Below are 18,149 nucleotides of genomic sequence, written 5' to 3'. Positions count from 1 at the left end.
AGGAATGCTACAAAAAATAAAAGATCAGAAAATAGTTCCGTTGTTTTACAATGAATCGTTTGAGGTTTCAAAAAATACCGTAAAAGCTTTGTACGAAGCAGGAATCCGTGTGATAGAATATACCAACCGAGGTATTCAGGCATTGGAGAATTTTACTAAATTAAAAGAAATCTCTGCCAACGAATTTCCAGAACTTTTACTGGGAATCGGAACCGTGAAAAATATAAAGGAAATGGATGATTATGCCGATGCAAAAGCAGATTTCATCATTACACCTGTTATTAGCGAAGAACTGGTAAAACATTCTGTTGCAAAAAATATCAATTTAATTCCAGGATGTTTTACTCCTTCCGATGTCAATGTAGCCTTTCAGAACGGACTTCGGTTAGTGAAGATTTTTCCGGCAGATGCTTTAGGCAAAAATTATATCAGATCCATTCAACCTGTTTTTCCGGGAATGAATTTTATGCCGACCGGAGGCATCAATGCTGACTTTGCTGACATTACAGAATGGATAAAAGGTGGTGCCATTGCTGTTGGTTTAGGAAGTTCACTCGTCAGAACAGATTTTACATCAGAACAGCTCACAGAAAAAGTTCAGAACTTATTGCAACAACTTAATCAAAACTAAATGCAGGCTCCTAAAAACCGTAACATAAGATGGTTGATGCTGTCTTTGGTCTTTCTCGCCACCACGATCAATTATCTTGACCGTCAGGTAATGGGTTTACTGAAACCTGTTCTTGAAAAAGAGTTCAGCTGGGACGAAAAAGATTACAGCTACATTGTAATGGCATTCACGACCACTTATGCCATCGGATATCTTGCGATGGGAAGATTTATAGACAGGGTAGGAACCAAAATAGGGTATGCCGTTTCGTTGATTGTCTGGAGTCTGGCTTCCATAGGACACGGTTTTGTGAAAAGCACCGTTGGATTTATCATTGCGAGAAGTACACTCGGAATCAGTGAGGCAGGAAATTTTCCGGCAGCGATAAAATCTGTTGCAGAATGGTTTCCGAAAAAAGAAAGAGCTTTAGCAACAGGGATTTTCAACTCCGGAGCAACGGTTGGAGCCATTTTAGCACCGCTTCTTGTGCCGTTCATTCTGGGACATTACGGATGGCGGGAAACCTTCGTCTGGATCGGGGCTTTAGGTTTGTTATGGATTGTCCTTTGGTGGAGATTCTACAGCATTCCGGAAAAAACAAAAAAGTTGAGCAAGGAAGAATTACAGTATATTAAAAGTGATCAGGACGGAAAAACACAGGAACAGTCTAAAGTTCCGCTGTCTGAAATATTAAAATACAAAGTCACCTGGTCATTTGCCATCGGAAAAATTCTGACCGATCCAATCTGGTATTTCTTTATGTTCTGGCTGCCGGCTTATTTTTCAGACGTATTCAAGATGGATATGACAAAACCTTCCATTCCGTTGATTATCATTTACAGCGGAACCACGATTGGAAGCATCGGGGGTGGCTATCTTTCCTCATTTTTGATTAAAAAAGGCTGGGCCATCGGAAGAGCCAGAAGTTTGACAATGCTCTTGTTTGCGTTGATGGTCGTTCCGGTGATGTTCTCAAAATATGTAGACAATATGTGGCTGATTACCATCATCATTGCTTTCGCCACTGCAGCGCACCAAGGTTGGGGAGCCAATCTGATGACCACAGTTGGAGATAAATTACCTAACAACTATGTAAGTTCGGTTATCGGTTTTGGTGGAATGCTCGGTTCAGCAGCAGGAATTATTTTTCCGCTTTTCATCGGAATTGTCTTGGATACCTTCAAAAAAGCAGGAAACATCAACGGCGGATACAACATCATATTTTTTATTGCCGGTGTTTCTTACGTTGCGGCTTGGGGAATTATCTGGTTGATCAACAGAAGAAAACCAATGTAAAGATCAAAATTCATTTTGAAAAAAAACGTAACACATTAAAAACTAAATAATAAACTAAAAAATATACTATGAGACAGAGAACAATGAATCCGATATTTTTGAAAAAGACAACAACGTTGATAGCTGCTGTTGCCTTATTATCTTTTGCCAACGTTTCAGCACAGACTTTCTCAGACTTTTCCTATCGTGGAAATGATAAAATTTACACAAACAACCCACTGAAAGAAAATGAATTTTATTCTCCGATTCTTCAGGGGTGCTATCCCGACCCGAGTATTACCAGAAAAGGAGACGATTATTATTTGGTCAATTCTTCATTTTCAATGTTTCCCGGAGTTCCTATTTTCACTTCAAAAGATTTGGTCAACTGGAAACAGTTAGGGCACGTTTTGGACAGACCTTCCCAATTAAAAGTGGAAAAATCAGGTGTTTCACAAGGAATTTATGCTCCGGATATCAAATATAATAAGCACAACGATACTTTTTATATGATCACCACTCAGATTGCCAGTGGAATCGGAAATATGGTTGTGAAAACCAAAGATCCTGCAAAAGGCTGGAGTGAGGTGCAAAAGTTGAATTTTGATGGTATCGATCCTTCGATTTTCTTTGATGACGATGGCAAAGCTTATATCGTCCACAATGATGCACCGCCGAAAGGAACTGAGCAGTACAACGGTCACCGTGTGATCAAAATGTGGGATTATGATCTGGAAAAAGACCAGGTTGTAGCAGGTTCAGATAAAATTATTGTGAATGGAGGCGTTGATCTTTCTCAAAAACCAATCTGGATAGAAGGGCCACATTTATATAAAAAGAATGGTAAATATTATCTGATGTGTGCAGAAGGTGGAACAGGCGGTAACCACAGCGAAGTTATTTTTATGTCAGATTCTCCGAAAGGTCCATACATTCCTGCGAATAACAATCCGATTCTGACACAGCGGTATTTTCCGAAAGACAGAAAAGATAAAGTGGATTGGGCGGGCCATGCCGATTTGGTGGAAACTCCGGATGGTAAATATTACGGTGTCTTTTTAGCTATTCGTCCGAATGTAAATAACAGGGTGAACAGTGGCCGCGAAACTTTCATTCTTCCTGTTGACTGGAGCGGAACATATCCTGTTTTCCAAAACGGATTGGTACCAATGAAACCAAAATTAAAATTGCCGGAAGGTGTAGAAAATCAGACCGGACAAAATGGATTTTTCCCGAACGGAAACTTCACGTATAATGATAAACTGACCGAAAAAAAACTGGATTACAGATGGATTGCGATGCGAGGACCCCGTGAGAATTTTATCAATATTTCTAAAAACGGAGTAAAAATAAATCCTTTTGAAACGAATATCAAAGCTCTCGCTCCGGTTTCGGCATTATTTCACAGATTGCAGCACGAAGATTTTGAAACTTCCGTAACACTGGATTTCAAACCGAAATCTGAAAAAGAATTAGCAGGAATTACCTGTTACCAAAGTGAACGATTTAACTATGTATTCGGAATCACAAAAAAAGACAAAGATTTTTACATTGTTTTGGAAAGAACAGAAAAAGGAGAATCAAAATTGGTGGCCAGCGAAAAGATTTCGCTTTCTAAAACGGTCAGATTACAAGTCGTTGGTGAAAAAGATGAACATCAATTTAATTATTCTTTGGATGGCAAAAACTTTAAAAACCTTGGAGGTTCTGTTTCCGGAGATATTCTTTCTACCGATGTTGCAGGCGGATTTACCGGAAGTTTGATTGGTTTGTACAGCACTTCGTCTAATGATATTGTACCTAATTAACATTAAAAATGATAAGCTCCGGATTAAGCCGATTTTAATAACACAATCATCTGCCAAATCTATAAAATCGGCGAGAGAAAAAATTTAAATAACCAAGCAAAATATTAAAGTTTTGAAAACTAAAAAATCGTTTTATATAGTTTCTTTTTTGGGGTTTATCGGGCTGAATTATTGTTCAGCCCAGGTAAATCCTGTTCAGAAGCCGCAGACGACAGCATTTACCAATCCCATTATCTGGGCAGATGCTCCGGATTTATCAGTGACCAGAAACGGTGATGATTTTTATCTTATCAGTACCACCATGCACCTGATGCCGGGAGCTCCGGTAATGCATTCCCAAGATCTTGTGCATTGGGAAATGGCAAGCTATGTTTTTAATACACTGAATGATAATTCTAAATATGATTTACTTAACGGAACGGTTTACGGCCGCGGACAATGGGCATCTTCCATCCGCCATCACAAAGGGAAATATTACGTTTTGTTTTCTCCGAATGATGAGCCTTTCAAATCCTATTTCTATGTAACAGATAATCCTGAAAAAGGCAATTGGAAACTCATTACCAGAACCCGACATTTTCACGATGCTTCTTTGTTTTTTGATGATGACAAGGTATATGTTTTTACTTCCAATAAAGTTTTTGAATTAAGTCCTGATTTTAAAGAAGTTATCGGAAATTCTGACGGAACTGTTGTTTTTCAGAAAGACTCTACGGAAACCGGACTTTTAGAAGGTAATCAGATTATTAAAAGAAACGGAAAATATTATATAATGATGATTTCCTGGCCTAAAGGTGAAAAACGCCGTCAGGAAGTTTACAGAGCAGATAAAGTGACCGGACCTTATGAGAAAAAAATCATTCTGGAAGATAATTTTTTAGGGTTTTCATATGCCGGACAAGGGGCTTTGATCGATGATAAGAACGGTAACTGGTATTCGCTTATTTTTCAGGACAGAGGTGGAGTGGGGCGTGTCCCGATTTTGATTCCTGTACGATGGGAAAACGACTGGCCGGTTTTGGGAAATAATGGAAAAATCCCTTTGAATGGTGAAGTTCCGCTTCCTCCGTTTAAGCCTAAAAATAACATTGTAGAAAGTGACGAATTTTCTGGTGAAAAATTGAAAATCCAGTGGCAGTGGAACCATAATCCTGTAAACGAAGCCTGGTCTTTATCCGAAAGGAAAGGATTTATAAGGCTGAAAACGAGTCGGGTAGTGGATAATGTTTACGCTGCTCCGAATACATTAACGCAAAGAATGACAGGCCCGAAATCCAGCGCTGTGGTTGCTTTAGATTTAAGAGGAATGAAGGATGGTGATGTTACAGGTTTCAGTGCATTTAACGGCGATTCCGGCTTGCTTTCAGTTATAAAAGAAGGCAATCAGAAATTTATCACATTTTCTACCAATGATGTCAGTCTTGATAACAAAACAAAAGCCATTTTAGGAGTGAGAAAAGAAGAAAAGAAGCGTTTTCCTCTCACTTCAGACACCGTTTATCTTCGTATTGAAGCTGATTTTAACCTTGGAAAAGATCTGGCAGATTTTTCTTACAGCACCGATCAAAAAAACTGGACGGTTATGGAAAAAGAATATAAAATGATTTTCGATTACAGAAGATTATTTATGGGTTCTAAATTCGCGGTTTTTAATTATGCTACAAAAAGTACAGGAGGTTTTGTAGATGTCAATTTTTTCAGAATAACGGATTCATTAAACATAAAATATATACGTTAGATAAGATCATATAAATGGTGAAATAATTACTAATCGTAATATTTTTTTATCCCAATTAATAAGTGTTAAAAATACAAATAAAAAATTCATGAATAAATCAGTTGTATTAGCCTTAGGTTTTATCTTGTCAGGAATATTTATTTCTGCACAAACTTTTGATAAACAGGCACCGCAAGGTTTTGATATTGAAAAGAAAGAAATTTCCCACGGGAAAATTGATACCGTAACCTATGAATCAAAAACGGTAGGAACCCAAAGAAAAGCTTTGGTATATACACCTCCGGGTTTTGAAAAAAAGGCTCAATATCCGGTTTTGTACCTGCTTCACGGCATTGGCGGAGATGAAAAAGAATGGTTCAGGAACGGAACCCCCCAGATTATTCTTGACAATCTGTATGCACAGGGAAAGTTGACTCCAATGATCGTTGTTTTACCCAATGGGCGGGCGATGAAAGACGACAGAGCCACGGGTGATATTATGGCAAAAGATAAAGTCGAAGCTTTTGCAACATTTGAAAAAGATTTGCTGAACGATCTTATTCCTTTCATTGAAAAAAAATATCCTGTAAAAAAGGACAGAGAAAACAGAGCAATAGCCGGACTGTCCATGGGGGGTGGACAATCCCTGAATTTTGGATTAGGAAATATAGATAAATTTGCTTGGGTAGGCGGTTTTTCTTCGGCTCCGAATACCAAAGAACCTCAACAGCTGCTTCCAGATCCTGCCAAAGCTAAAGAATTAAAACTCCTTTGGATTTCCTGCGGCGATCAGGACAGACTGATGTCTTTCAGTAAAAGGACAAGTGATTATCTGACGCAAAATAATATTCCTCACATTTTTTATGTAGAACCGGGTGGTCACGATTTCAAAGTCTGGAAAAATGATTTATATATTTTTTCGCAGTTGTTGTTTAAGCCTGTTGACAAAAGCAAATTCTCTGAGTTTACCATTGTGCCCCAATCAGTAAAGAACTAATCTAAAATCAAAGTCATGAAGGAAAAGGTTTTAAAGTCTGTTCTGAATATCGGATTAGTTTTAACAGGATTATCGCTCTCTGCCCAAAATCCCATCGTTCAGACCGCTTATACCGCGGACCCGGCTCCGATGGTGTTCAATGACCGTTTGTATGTTTACACCAGTCACGATGAAGATGATTCTACATGGTTTACCATGAACAACTGGAAGGTATTTTCTACCAATGACATGGTCAACTGGACAGACCACGGCGTTATCCTTTCTTACAATGATTTTGATTGGGCAAAACGTGATGCATGGGCAGCACAGTGCATCGAAAGAAACGGAAAGTTTTTTATGTACGTACCGATGATTTCCAAAACCAATAACAAAGGCGCAATTGGAGTTGCTGTTGCCGACAGTCCCTTTGGTCCGTTTCATGATCCGTTGGGAAAGCCATTGGTTCAGAGCGAATGGGGTGATATCGATCCTACGGTTTTTATTGATGACAATGGTCAGGCGCATATGTACTGGGGGAATCCAAAGCTTAAATATGTAAAATTAAATGAAAATATGATTTCCTATTCCGGCGATATTGTTGAGGTTCCAATGACCGAAGAATCTTTTGGTAAAAGAGAAGGAAATCCCGAAAGACCCACCAAATACGAAGAAGGTCCGTGGCTGTACAAACGCAAAAATTTATATTATCTTTTCTGGCCGGGCGGTCCGCTTCCCGAGTTTATCGGCTATTCGACGAGTAAAAGTCCACAAGGTCCTTGGAAATATGGAGGAATCATAATGCCTGCGGAAGGAAAATCCTTTACCAATCATCCCGGAGTTATTGATTTCAGAGGAAAAACGTATTTCTTCTACCATAACGGTGCATTGCCGGGCGGAAGTGGATTTACAAGATCGGTAAGCGTGCAGGAACTTAATTTTAATAAAGACGGCTCTATTTCGCCTTTTAAAATGACCAACGGTATTACGGATGCCATTGCAAACGTCAATCCTTACGCATTCAATCAGGCAGAAATGATTGCGTGGTCAGAGAACGTAAAATCTTATCAGAACAAAGCAGCGGGAGTTTTCATTAAAGCAAAGAAAAATGGCGCTTACACCAGTGTAAAGAATGTTGATTTTGGAAAAGATGGCGCATCATCTTTTTCTGCCCGTGTTGGAACTACGCATAACAGCGGTGTCACAATGGATGTTCATTTAGACAGTTTAAACGGACCGGTTGCCGCCACCATAAAAGTTCCTCTTACCGGTGGAGATGATCGATTTGAAACAGTTACGACTAATCTATCCAACAAAATTACAGGCATTCACAATCTTTATTTCGTGTGTAATGGTAAAGCGGAAAAAGATATTATGTTTTTCGATTATTGGATGTTTTCAAAATAATTTAAAATGAAAAAAGTAACACTTATATTTCTGTCATTAATAATTTTCTGTTTTTTATCAGAAGTTAAAGCCCAAATTGCTGAAATTTCCAGTCCGGATGGCAAATTGAAGCTGAATGTATTTTCAGAAGAAGGAAAAGCATTATACTCTGTAAGTTTTCAGGGAGAAACAATGCTCGACAAGTCTCCGTTGGGGTTGATCACCAATGAATCTGATTTTTCTAAAAATTTAAAATTCATCAACAGCAAAAAAGATGTTGTTTCTAAAAAATACAGCAACAAAAAAATAAAAAAATCTGAAGTTGAGTATAAAGCCAATACTTTGATGGTCAGCTTTATGAATGCAGATCAGTTCGATCTTGAAATTGAGTTTCAGGTTAGCGATAATAATATTGCTTTCCGTTATGAGATTCCGTCAATGAAGGATCGTTTCAGTGCGGTGGTAGAATCGGAAGTTACCGGATACCGGTTTCCAGCTCAAACGACAACTTTTCTCTCACCGATGATGAAGCCGATGAGCGGATTTGCCCGAACAGCGCCAAGCTACGAAAGCGGATACAAAGCGGATGCAGAATTAGGAACAAAAGCCGACTATGGTTATGTTTTCCCAGGACTTTTTCATATCGGAAATGATGGCTGGGTTTTACTTTCAGAGACTGGCGTGACCAGTTTATATTGCGCTTCACATCTCAGCACTACTTCAGAAAAGAACCTTTATCAGGTAGCCTATCCAAATATGGCGGAAAACAACGGTTTCGGAAGTTCCGGAGCAGCGATTTCACTTCCGGGAAAAACACCGTGGAGGACCATTAGCATTGGAGATTCATTGAAACCGATCGTAGAAACTACGATTCCTTTTGATGTGCTGGAACCGCTTTACGAGCCTTCGCAGGAATATCAGTTCGGACGTTCTACCTGGAGCTGGATATTATGGCAGGATGCAAGCATGAACTATGATGATCAGGTGAAGTTCATAGATCTTGCCTCTTCCTTACAATATGAATTTATTTTGATCGATGCACTTTGGGATAAAAATATAGGGAAAGAGCGGATGAAACAACTCGTTCAGTATGCGAAATCCAAAAATGTGGGTGTGATGCTTTGGTACAATTCCAACGGAGCTGCCAACGATGCACCGATGGGTCCAAGAAACAAAATGAGCAATGCCGTAGAAAGGAAAAAAGAAATGAGATGGCTAAAGGAAGTCGGAGTAAAAGGCCTGAAAGTCGATTTCTTCGGCGGAGACAAACAGGAAACCATGCGTCTGTACGAAGATATTTTGTCTGATGCTAATGATTTCGGATTAACGATTATTTTCCACGGCGCCACTTTACCACGAGGCTGGGAAGTGATGTACCCGAATTATGCGGGAAGTGAAGCCGTTTTAGCTTCGGAAATGCTGTATTTTTCAGAAGATGTCCGTAAGCAGGAAGCGTTCTTTGCAACCTTGCATCCGTTTATCAGGAATACGGTGGGAAGTATGGAGTTTGGCGGCACTTTTCTCAATAAATTTTTAACCCAATCAAACAAGGATAAAAATAAAAGACATACAACAGACGGATTTCAGTTGGCGACAGCGGTTTTGTTTCAAAATCCCGTTCAGATGTTTGCAGTAATGCCGAATAACCTGGCTGATGCTCCAAAATTCCAGATTGATTTTATGAAAGATGTTCCGACACTTTGGGATGAGACGATTTTTATCGACGGCTATCCCGGGAAATATTCTGTCATTGCAAGAAGGCATCAGAATACATGGTATGTTGCCGGGGTGAATGCAGAGAAAACGGTTAAAAAGCTTAAACTCAATCTCCCGATGTTGGCAGGCAAAAATGTCGACCTTATTAATGATGATAAATCCGGAACCACATTTACAAAACAGATTTCCATTAGTAAAAAAGGAGTATACGAAATTGAAATTCAGCCGAATGGCGGTTTTGTGTTGAAGAATTAATGCAGGAATAATTTGGGCAGCTTTATCCGCCCTCCGTTCCCGCTTTTTTGTTCCGCTTCGCTCCACAAAAAGAGCTCCACTCAGGGCGGGCTGCATGCGATTCGCAACTGATAAATGTTAAACTTAAACCTTGAAGGTTTCAATCAGATAAAGATAAGATTATGAGCAGATTACCTATACTATTTTTCTTTGTACTGTTGTTGGGTGCTTTTGGTAATATACAGGCAACCGAACGGTTTATCACGACAGAAAAAACCAATGATGCTATTCTTCTGAAAGACAAATCAGTCAGAATTTCCATCTATGCAGATGCTCAGATGGATGCAGGAATTATGAGAGCCGTAAAGAACCTCCAAACAGATTTTCAGAAAGTTACAGGCGAACAACCCAACATTCTGAATCAGATTTCCGGAACGACTTCTCCTTTAATTATTATCGGAACTGTCGGAACAAAATCTGTGATCGATGATTTAATCAGACAAAAAAAGATCGATGGGAAATCATTAACCGGGAAAACAGAAAAATACGTCATCCAGAATATCAGCAATCCATTTCCCGGAGTTTCGGAAGCTATTGTGATTGCCGGAAGTGACAAAAGAGGAACCATCTACGGAATTTATGAAGTTTCGCAGCAGATTGGTGTTTCACCCTGGTATTACTGGGCAGATGTTCCGGTTGAAACGAAAGAAAATTTATATTTCAAAAAAGGAATATATACCGATGGAGAACCTGCTGTAGAGTACCGCGGGATTTTCCTGAATGATGAAGAACCATCTCTTGGCGGTTGGGCTAGAGCCACTTTTGGAGGTGTTAATTCAAAATTTTACGAAAAGGTTTTTGAATTGATCCTTCGTCTGAAAGGCAACTACCTTTGGCCAGCCATGTGGGGAAAAGCATTTTATGACGATGATGCTTTGAGCGGGCCATTAGCCAACGAAATGGGAATCGTAATGGGAACTTCTCACCACGAGCCGATGGCGCAGGCGCAGACCGATTGGCACCGGTATATCAAAAGAAATAACCTCCCGAATGTCTGGGATTATTCCAAAAATTCTAAAGTTTTGCAGGAATTCTGGAAAGCCGGAATTGTGAGAAGCAAAAGCTGGGAAAAACTCATTACTGTTGGAATGCGTGGCGATGGTGATGAAGCAATGGGAGAGGGAACCAATATTTCTTTACTTGAAAAAATCGTAAAAGATCAACGCAAAATTATTGCTGAGGTAACCGGTAAAAAAGCGGATAAAACACCTCAGATTTGGGCTTTGTACAAAGAGGTTCAGGATTATTACGATAAAGGCATGAGGGTTCCGGATGATGTTATTTTGCTGTTTTGCGATGATAACTGGGGCAACGTGAGAAAGCTTCCGGATCTTTCAAAACCCTTGCATAAAGGCGGTTACGGAATATATTATCATTTTGATTACGTAGGTGGACCGAGAAATTCTAAATGGATCAATATCAGTCCCATACAGAGAGTTTGGGAGCAGATGAATCTTTCGTACGAACATAAAGTCGACAAAGTCTGGGTAGTGAATGTGGGCGATTTAAAGCCAATGGAATTCCCGATCAGTTTTTTCCTTGAAATGGCCTGGAATCCCAAACAGTTTAACGCTAAAAATCTTCTGGAATATACCGAAAAATGGGCAGTACAGCAGTTTGGCGAGAAACATGCAAAGGAAATTGCCCGAATGATTAATCTCTATGCCAAATATAATCGAAGAGTTACCCCTGAAACGCTTGACAGCAAAACATTCAGCCTCGAAAATTATAATGAATTTGAAACAGTACTGAATGACTACAGATCATTAGCAGTCGATGCTTTACGTTTAAAAGACCAGATTCCGGCAGAATATCAGGATGCCTATTATCAGTTGGTTCTATACCCAATCGATGCGTGCAGCAATTTATATGAAATGTATTATGCAGTGGCTAAAAATAAAGAACTGGCTGCCAAAAATGATATTCAGGCAAATTTCTACGCAGATAAAGTGAAAGAGTGTTTTGAAAGAAATGCTTATCTCGACAATAAATATAACAATGAAATTGCCGGAGGAAAATGGACGCATATGATGGATCAAATGAAGATAGGGTACAAAGCCTGGTTCGATGGAAAAGTAAATGTAATGCCTGACGTAATCTATATCTCCGAAGCAGCAGCCACTCCGAAAGAGAAAATATTTGCAGAAGAAAACGGCTATGTTTCCATAGAAGCGGAAAATTTTGCGAGAATGAATAATTCGGACAGGATTCATTGGGAAGTGATTCCTGATTTCGGGAAAACAAAATCCGGGCTAACGACTTTTCCCCAGAATGCCTACCCGAAATCCGATGAAAATATCTATCTGGAATATGATATTAATTTTAAATCTAAAGGTGAAGTTGAAGTTCAGCTGCTTTTAGCTCCGACTTTAAATTTCAACCATAACAAAGGATTGCGTTATGAGATTTCCTTCGATGGAGGAAAACTCGAGACTGTCAATTTCAATGGACATTACCGTGGAGAATTGGGAAAATGGCAGTCGGAACACATCATTAAATCAGTGACAAAACATCAGATTTTGCAGCCAGGCAAACATACGTTAAGATTCAGGATTCTGGAGCCGGGAATTGTTTTAGAGAAAATACTAATTGATACGGGAGGCCTTAAACCAAGTTATCTGGGAGCTCCTCAAAGTGATTATTCAGAAAAATAAATGAAGAGGGTAATTGTTGAAAATTGATGATGGTGAATTTTATGAAAGGATAATTTTCAGAAGAAGCTGAAATAACTACTTAGCGACCATCATAAATCTATTCATTAGACACATTTAACATCAGAATTAAAACTTATTACTATGAAAAAAATCTTCAAATTAATACTTGTAATGATTACGGGTATTGCAATTTCAGTACAGCTGAATGCACAAAATCTACAGGCAAAAGTAAAAATTGATAAGAATATTGCTTATCAGAAAATAACAGGCTTCGGCGGCTTTGTCTGCAGTCCACAGTTTGGATACAACCATATGACTACCACAGAGATCCAAAAACTTTGGGGTGCAGGCAGTGAAGGAGGGTATAATATCATGCGCCTTTATATTCCCGAGCAAAGCAGTAATTGGAGCACGGCTCTTGCAACGGCTCAGCTGGCTAAATCAATGGGTCTTACCCTATTTGCCAGTCCATGGACAATGCCGGCAGCATGGAAAACCAATAACCATGTCAATGCTGTGTATACTGATACGAACGGTGTTCAGCAAATCGGCTATCTGAAACCTGAAAATTATCAGGATTATGCTTTGTATCTAAACAGTTTTGTAACTTATATGCAAAATAATGGGGTAACATTAGATTACATATCTATACAAAATGAACCCGATGAAATGGCGCAGTATCAAGGCTGTATCTGGACGCCAACACAAATAGCCACCTTTGTTAAAAATTATGGCCACCTTATCAACTGTAAGGTAATAGCACCCGAAAGTGTTGGTTTTACAGATAATTTTGCCAATGCATTCTTAGATCCCGCGGTAATGGCGAATTTTGAGGTGTACGGAGGACATCAATACGGTTCGATGCAGTCTGTGTACAAGCAGTTTCAGAATTATAATAAAGAAATATGGCAGACAGAATATCTGATCAACTGGAATTCTTCAAGTAGTTCGGCTCCACGGGATTTCGTCTGGAATACGGATGGTTTCACTTTTGCAAGAAGTGTAAATAATGCATTGCTTGGAAATGTAAATGCGTGGATTCATTATGCCTCAAAAAGATTTTATGGGCTGATGGGGGATGGCTCATACGGAACTGTTGCCGGAGATATGACCAAAAGAGGATATATTTTATCCCAATATGCCAAAAATACTACGGGAAAAACCAGAATTGATGCCAAATGGGAAACCTCAAGCGGAACTTTGGAAGGCTCTTCTTATATTTCGCTGGACGGAAACCAGATCACCCTTGTTGTTATCAATTCTTCTTCCAGCACATATGATCTTAAAGTTGATCTGCCATTCTTTACAACTTCAGGAATACAGACAACCACTTCACAATCTGTGAATATAGCTTCATCACCTTTCTCTTTCAGTACGGCGAGTTTCCGCCCCACAGTTCAGGTGAGCCCTTCGAGTGTAATGACTTTTGTGTTTAATAAAAGTGGCGACAGACCGGTATCATTCATGACGGGCGGTGATGTTCATTATAATAAAATTGAAACTCAGGTTCCAACCAATTCATCGTTTGGTACTAATTATCAACTGAGCGGAAAAACGGTTACATTCTACAATTCCACGCCGCTAATAAGCTCAAATACAGATGCCAACAGCGGATATTTAAATTTGGATGACCGTTACAACAAGTTAATTTTTAATGTACTAAATTATACAACAAGCAACTTGCCGACTTCATCCAATACGACATTGTATTATGTTGATAGCAACGGAACGGTAAGATCTCATAATTATGGCAGTGTAGCATTTCCTGCTCCGGGTTCCGGAAGTTTCAATCTGGTATTTGATATTTCCAGAACGGTTCTTCCGTATGGCTGCAAAGGGATTATCGGGCTTCGAAGCGGAAATTACAGCTCAATTCTCACCCTGACTTTGGGTGATGTTTATTTCAATGTTGGTAATGAAAGAGCTTCAAAATTTGCAGCGGCTTACTCTCTTGCAGACAGCAGTCTTATGGATGCCCTCGAAAATGAATATTATACATCTATTGATTTCAGAGACGTTACAGGAAATACTTCTACAGACACCTGGAGCAATGCTTCTGCCAACCGGAACAGTATTTTTTATGTTAACGGAAGCGTCAGCAATAATAATATAAATGTAATTTCAGGCAATTCCTGTCAGAACCTGACTCTTTCGGATTTGGGTAAAGATTTTCAAGTGCCTTTTGGCTTTACAGCAAGTTCTGCTACGTACACAAGAACTTTTAATGGGTACGGGATCCTTCTTTTACCTTTCCAGTCAGCCATTCCTTCCGGAGTTACCGCATACATGATGCAGCCCGGTTCCGGAAATGTGGTTTGTTCACAGATTTCCAACGGGATAATTCCTGCAAATACTCCTGTATTGATCAATGCTACAGGAAGCAAGACATTCACAGGATCAGGTGCTGTATCTACACCAAAAGCAATTACGGTCAACCAGATAAACGGCGTTTATCAGTCTGTAAAAGTAGCTGCAGGAGGATATGTGCTGAAAACAGAAAGCGGAGTGACAGGTTTTTATAAGGTAACGGCGGGTAACGAGCCTTCAGTCAGTTCTTTCCAGGGATATCTTACTGAAAATAATACCTATACCAACAACTTTCTTCCGTTAAGTTTTGCTACACTTAAGACTGATGACGTAATCACAGCAAAAGAAGAGATTTTCCTCTATCCAAATCCTGCCAAAACAGAAATTTTCATTGACTGGAAATCGGATGATGCATTCTATTCTATCAATAATTCGAGAGGAAGCATAACTAATAAAGTAAAGCTAACCAAAGGAAGAAACAGAATTGATGTTTCAAAACTTCCGGCAGGGCTTTATTTTATTGAAATATCCGACTCAGGAAAAAGTATTAAAAGTAAATTTATAAAACAATAATCTCAAAGAGATTATATTAAAAATTCCTTTAAAAAGGTTACCGCCTTTTCAGGTAACCTTTTTACTTTAAATTAAGTGTATTATATACATTTATTAAAATAGAATCTTATCTTTGTCTTTATCACATTGGAATGCAATATTCAATGATAATAATCAAAATGTTTTAACAAAAGACTGCTTTAAAATTAACCATATGAACAAAATTTTATTAACCCTGTCAGTTGTAGTCTGTACCTTTAGTTACGCTCAGAATTTCAAATATTCGTTTCAAAACCCCGGTCTTCCGGTTGAGCAAAGGATTGAAAATCTTTTAGGGTTATTAACGGTTGACGAAAAGATTGGAATGATGATGGACAATTCCAGGGCTGTCCCAAGACTTGAAATTCCGGCTTACGGTTGGTGGAACGAGGCGCTTCACGGTGTTGCCAGAGCAGGAACGGCTACTGTTTTCCCGCAGGCAATCGGTATGGCGGCAACCTGGGATGTTTCAGAGCATTTCAAAACTTTTGAAATGATCTCTGACGAAGCTCGTGCGAAATACAATAAATCTTTTGATGAAGCCAATAAAACCGGACGTTACGAAGGTCTTACCTTTTGGACTCCAAACATCAATATTTTCAGAGATCCGAGATGGGGAAGAGGTCAGGAAACCTATGGAGAAGATCCTTATTTAACCTCTGTTTTGGGCGTTGCTGCTGTAAAAGGTTTGCAAGGAAATGATCCTAAATACTTTAAAACCCATGCCTGTGCCAAGCATTTTGCCGTTCACAGCGGTCCGGAATGGAACCGGCATTCCTATAATGCTGAAATTTCCAGGAGAGATCTTTATGAAACTTATCTTCCGGCTTTTAAAGCACTGGTTTTGGAAGGAAATGTGAGAGAAGTGATGTGTGCCTATAATGCTTTTGACGGCCAGCCTTGTTGTGCCAACAATACGTTGCTTAATGAAATTCTTCGTGGTAAATGGAAATACGATGGAATGGTGGTTTCAGATTGTTGGGCTTTGGCCGATTTCTATCAGGAAAAATACCACGGAACACATCCTGACGAAAAAACAACCGCTGCAGATGCATTAAAACATTCAACAGATTTGGAATGCGGAGATACTTACAATAATCTTAACAAATCCCTGGCAAGCGGATTAATTACCGAAAAAGACCTCGACATTTCGATGCGCAGAATCCTCAAAGGGTGGTTTGAATTAGGGATGCTTGATCCCAAATCGTCTGTTCACTGGAACAATATTCCTTATTCTACGGTAGATTCTAAAGAACATAAAGAACAGGCGTTGAAAATGGCTCAAAAGTCTATTGTACTGATGAAAAATGAGAAAAATGTTCTGCCTTTAAATAAGAATATTAAAAAAATTGCTGTTGTCGGTCCCAATGCCGATGATGGAATTATGCAGCTCGGAAATTATAACGGAACACCTTCTTCAACGGTGACCATTTTAAGTGGAATTAAAACAAAATTTCCAAATGCTGAAATCATTTACGAAAAAGGAACCGAGGTGGCAGATCCATCATCCAGAACAACTCTTTACCAGAATTTTGTAAGCCAGAAAAACGGTGAGAAGGGAATGAAGGTTGAGTTTTTTAATAATAATGAATTCAAAGAAAAACCGGTCAATATTTCGGTCAATACAACGAGGATTTCCTACAGCAGTTTTGGCGGAACTCAACTTGCGCCGGGAGTGGCCAGAGAAAATACGTCAGCAAAAATATCAGGTATTTTTAAAAGCAGTTATTCTGGTGAAGTGATATTTTCTGCTGCAACATCGGATATTTATACGCTTTTGATTGATGGAAAAGAAATTGCGACAAGAAAAGGGCCGGATGCAAGACATCCTTCTGAATTTCCGGTGAAAATGGAGAAAGGGAAGGAGTATCAGATAGAATTTCGACACAGCCAGAAAGGAAAATATGTAAGCATTGATTTCGAAGTGTACCGAAAAGATCCGGTGAATTTTAATTCAGTAAAAGAAAAAGTAAAAGACGCTGAGGTAATTGTTTTTGTCGGCGGATTGTCCCCGAGCCTTGAAGGGGAAGAAATGATGGTTAATGCAGAAGGTTTTAAAGGTGGTGATAAAACTTCAATAGAGCTTCCGAAAGTTCAGCGTGAACTGTTAGCAGAATTAAGAAAAACAGGAAAACCTGTTGTGTTCGTACTGTGCACGGGAAGTGCGCTCGGTTTGGAGCAGGATGAAAAAAATTATGACGCTCTGCTGAATGCCTGGTACGGCGGTCAATCCAGTGGAACCGCTGTTGCCGATGTTTTAACTGGAGATTACAACCCTTCCGGAAAATTACCAATTACTTTTTACAGGAATCTTGAGCAATTGGATAATGCACTTTCGACAACGAGTAAGCATCAGGGTTTTGAGAATTATGATATGAAAGGTAGAACCTATCGCTATATGTCCGAAGATCCTTTATATGCATTTGGTCATGGTTTAAGCTATTCAAAATTTGCCTATGGCAATGCTAAATTGAGCAAAAACAGCATCAATTCTAATGAGAAAATCACGATAACAATTCCGGTTAGCAATATTTCGGAAAGAGATGGCGAAGAAGTGGTGCAGGTGTATGTCAAAAGAAATAATGATCCTTTAGCACCCGTAAAAACGCTGAGAGCTTTTGAAAAAAAATTGATTAAATCTAAAGAAACAAAAAACATCCAGCTAAACATCTCTGAAGAATCTTTTAAATTTTATGATGAAAAAGCTGATGATCTAGTTTCAAAATCAGGAGATTATACAATTTTCTACGGAGGAACTTCAAAAAACTCAGATTTAAAAAGTATTCAGTTGAAAGTCAAGTAAACTATTCTCAATGTA

The 18,149-nt window shown here is 39.1% G+C and carries 10 protein-coding genes; all 10 read left to right on the top strand.

Translation table 11 applies throughout. The features are described 5' to 3' along the window. Positions 1 to 4: 4 nt before the first annotated feature. The 10 genes from V6R96_RS15180 to V6R96_RS15135 all read left to right on the top strand — a co-directional run bounded on the left by V6R96_RS15180 (position 5) and on the right by V6R96_RS15135 (position 18,134). Positions 5 to 631, top strand: a complete 627-nt coding sequence (locus V6R96_RS15180; RefSeq protein WP_336379283.1) for a bifunctional 4-hydroxy-2-oxoglutarate aldolase/2-dehydro-3-deoxy-phosphogluconate aldolase — start codon at positions 5 to 7, stop codon at positions 629 to 631. Continuing rightward, positions 632 to 1,906 (top strand): MFS transporter, encoded by a 1,275-nt coding sequence (locus V6R96_RS15175; RefSeq protein WP_336379284.1) that lies wholly within the window; start codon positions 632 to 634, stop codon positions 1,904 to 1,906. It begins immediately after the preceding gene. 68 nt (positions 1,907 to 1,974) lie between these two features. After that, entirely contained in the window at positions 1,975 to 3,693 is a 1,719-nt protein-coding gene (locus tag V6R96_RS15170; RefSeq protein ID WP_336379285.1) for a glycoside hydrolase family 43 protein, read from the top strand. 112 nt (positions 3,694 to 3,805) lie between these two features. After that, positions 3,806 to 5,431, top strand: coding sequence for a glycoside hydrolase 43 family protein (locus V6R96_RS15165; protein ID WP_336379286.1), 1,626 nt, complete (start codon positions 3,806 to 3,808; stop codon positions 5,429 to 5,431). A gap of 88 nt (positions 5,432 to 5,519) precedes the next feature. After that, positions 5,520 to 6,407, top strand: a complete 888-nt coding sequence (locus V6R96_RS15160) for an alpha/beta hydrolase-fold protein (protein WP_336379287.1) — start codon at positions 5,520 to 5,522, stop codon at positions 6,405 to 6,407. A gap of 15 nt (positions 6,408 to 6,422) precedes the next feature. Continuing rightward, positions 6,423 to 7,790: a glycoside hydrolase family 43 protein gene (locus V6R96_RS15155; RefSeq protein WP_336379288.1), complete on the top strand. Its 1,368-nt coding sequence runs from the start codon at positions 6,423 to 6,425 to the stop codon at positions 7,788 to 7,790. A gap of 6 nt (positions 7,791 to 7,796) precedes the next feature. Then, on the top strand, positions 7,797 to 9,740 hold the full coding sequence (locus tag V6R96_RS15150; protein WP_336379289.1) for a glycoside hydrolase family 97 catalytic domain-containing protein: 1,944 nt from the start codon (positions 7,797 to 7,799) through the stop codon (positions 9,738 to 9,740). Positions 9,741 to 9,901: 161 nt separating this feature from the next. Further along, the gene (locus V6R96_RS15145; protein WP_336379290.1) at positions 9,902 to 12,433 is read left to right on the top strand and encodes a glycosyl hydrolase 115 family protein; all 2,532 of its coding nucleotides are present in this window, start codon (positions 9,902 to 9,904) and stop codon (positions 12,431 to 12,433) included. Positions 12,434 to 12,574: 141 nt separating this feature from the next. Then, entirely contained in the window at positions 12,575 to 15,313 is a 2,739-nt protein-coding gene (locus tag V6R96_RS15140; protein ID WP_336379291.1) for a T9SS type A sorting domain-containing protein, read from the top strand. A 193-nt stretch (positions 15,314 to 15,506) separates the two neighbouring features. Then, on the top strand, positions 15,507 to 18,134 hold the full coding sequence (locus V6R96_RS15135; protein ID WP_336379292.1) for a glycoside hydrolase family 3 C-terminal domain-containing protein: 2,628 nt from the start codon (positions 15,507 to 15,509) through the stop codon (positions 18,132 to 18,134). The last annotated feature ends 15 nt before the right edge of the window (positions 18,135 to 18,149 follow it).

It is taken from the genome of Chryseobacterium sp. CCNWLW53 (assembly GCF_037083525.1).
Lineage (GTDB): Bacteria > Bacteroidota > Bacteroidia > Flavobacteriales > Weeksellaceae > Chryseobacterium > Chryseobacterium lathyri.
This window is presented reverse-complemented; position numbering and strand designations above follow the sequence as displayed.

Coding starts and splice junctions, on each gene's coding strand:
- V6R96_RS15180 (WP_336379283.1), top strand. CDS start 5: ATGCTACAAAAAATAAAAGATCAGAAAATAGTTCCGTTGTTTTACAAT.
- V6R96_RS15175 (WP_336379284.1), top strand. CDS start 632: ATGCAGGCTCCTAAAAACCGTAACATAAGATGGTTGATGCTGTCTTTG.
- V6R96_RS15170 (WP_336379285.1), top strand. CDS start 1,975: ATGAGACAGAGAACAATGAATCCGATATTTTTGAAAAAGACAACAACG.
- V6R96_RS15160 (WP_336379287.1), top strand. CDS start 5,520: ATGAATAAATCAGTTGTATTAGCCTTAGGTTTTATCTTGTCAGGAATA.
- V6R96_RS15155 (WP_336379288.1), top strand. CDS start 6,423: ATGAAGGAAAAGGTTTTAAAGTCTGTTCTGAATATCGGATTAGTTTTA.
- V6R96_RS15150 (WP_336379289.1), top strand. CDS start 7,797: ATGAAAAAAGTAACACTTATATTTCTGTCATTAATAATTTTCTGTTTT.
- V6R96_RS15145 (WP_336379290.1), top strand. CDS start 9,902: ATGAGCAGATTACCTATACTATTTTTCTTTGTACTGTTGTTGGGTGCT.
- V6R96_RS15140 (WP_336379291.1), top strand. CDS start 12,575: ATGAAAAAAATCTTCAAATTAATACTTGTAATGATTACGGGTATTGCA.
- V6R96_RS15135 (WP_336379292.1), top strand. CDS start 15,507: ATGAACAAAATTTTATTAACCCTGTCAGTTGTAGTCTGTACCTTTAGT.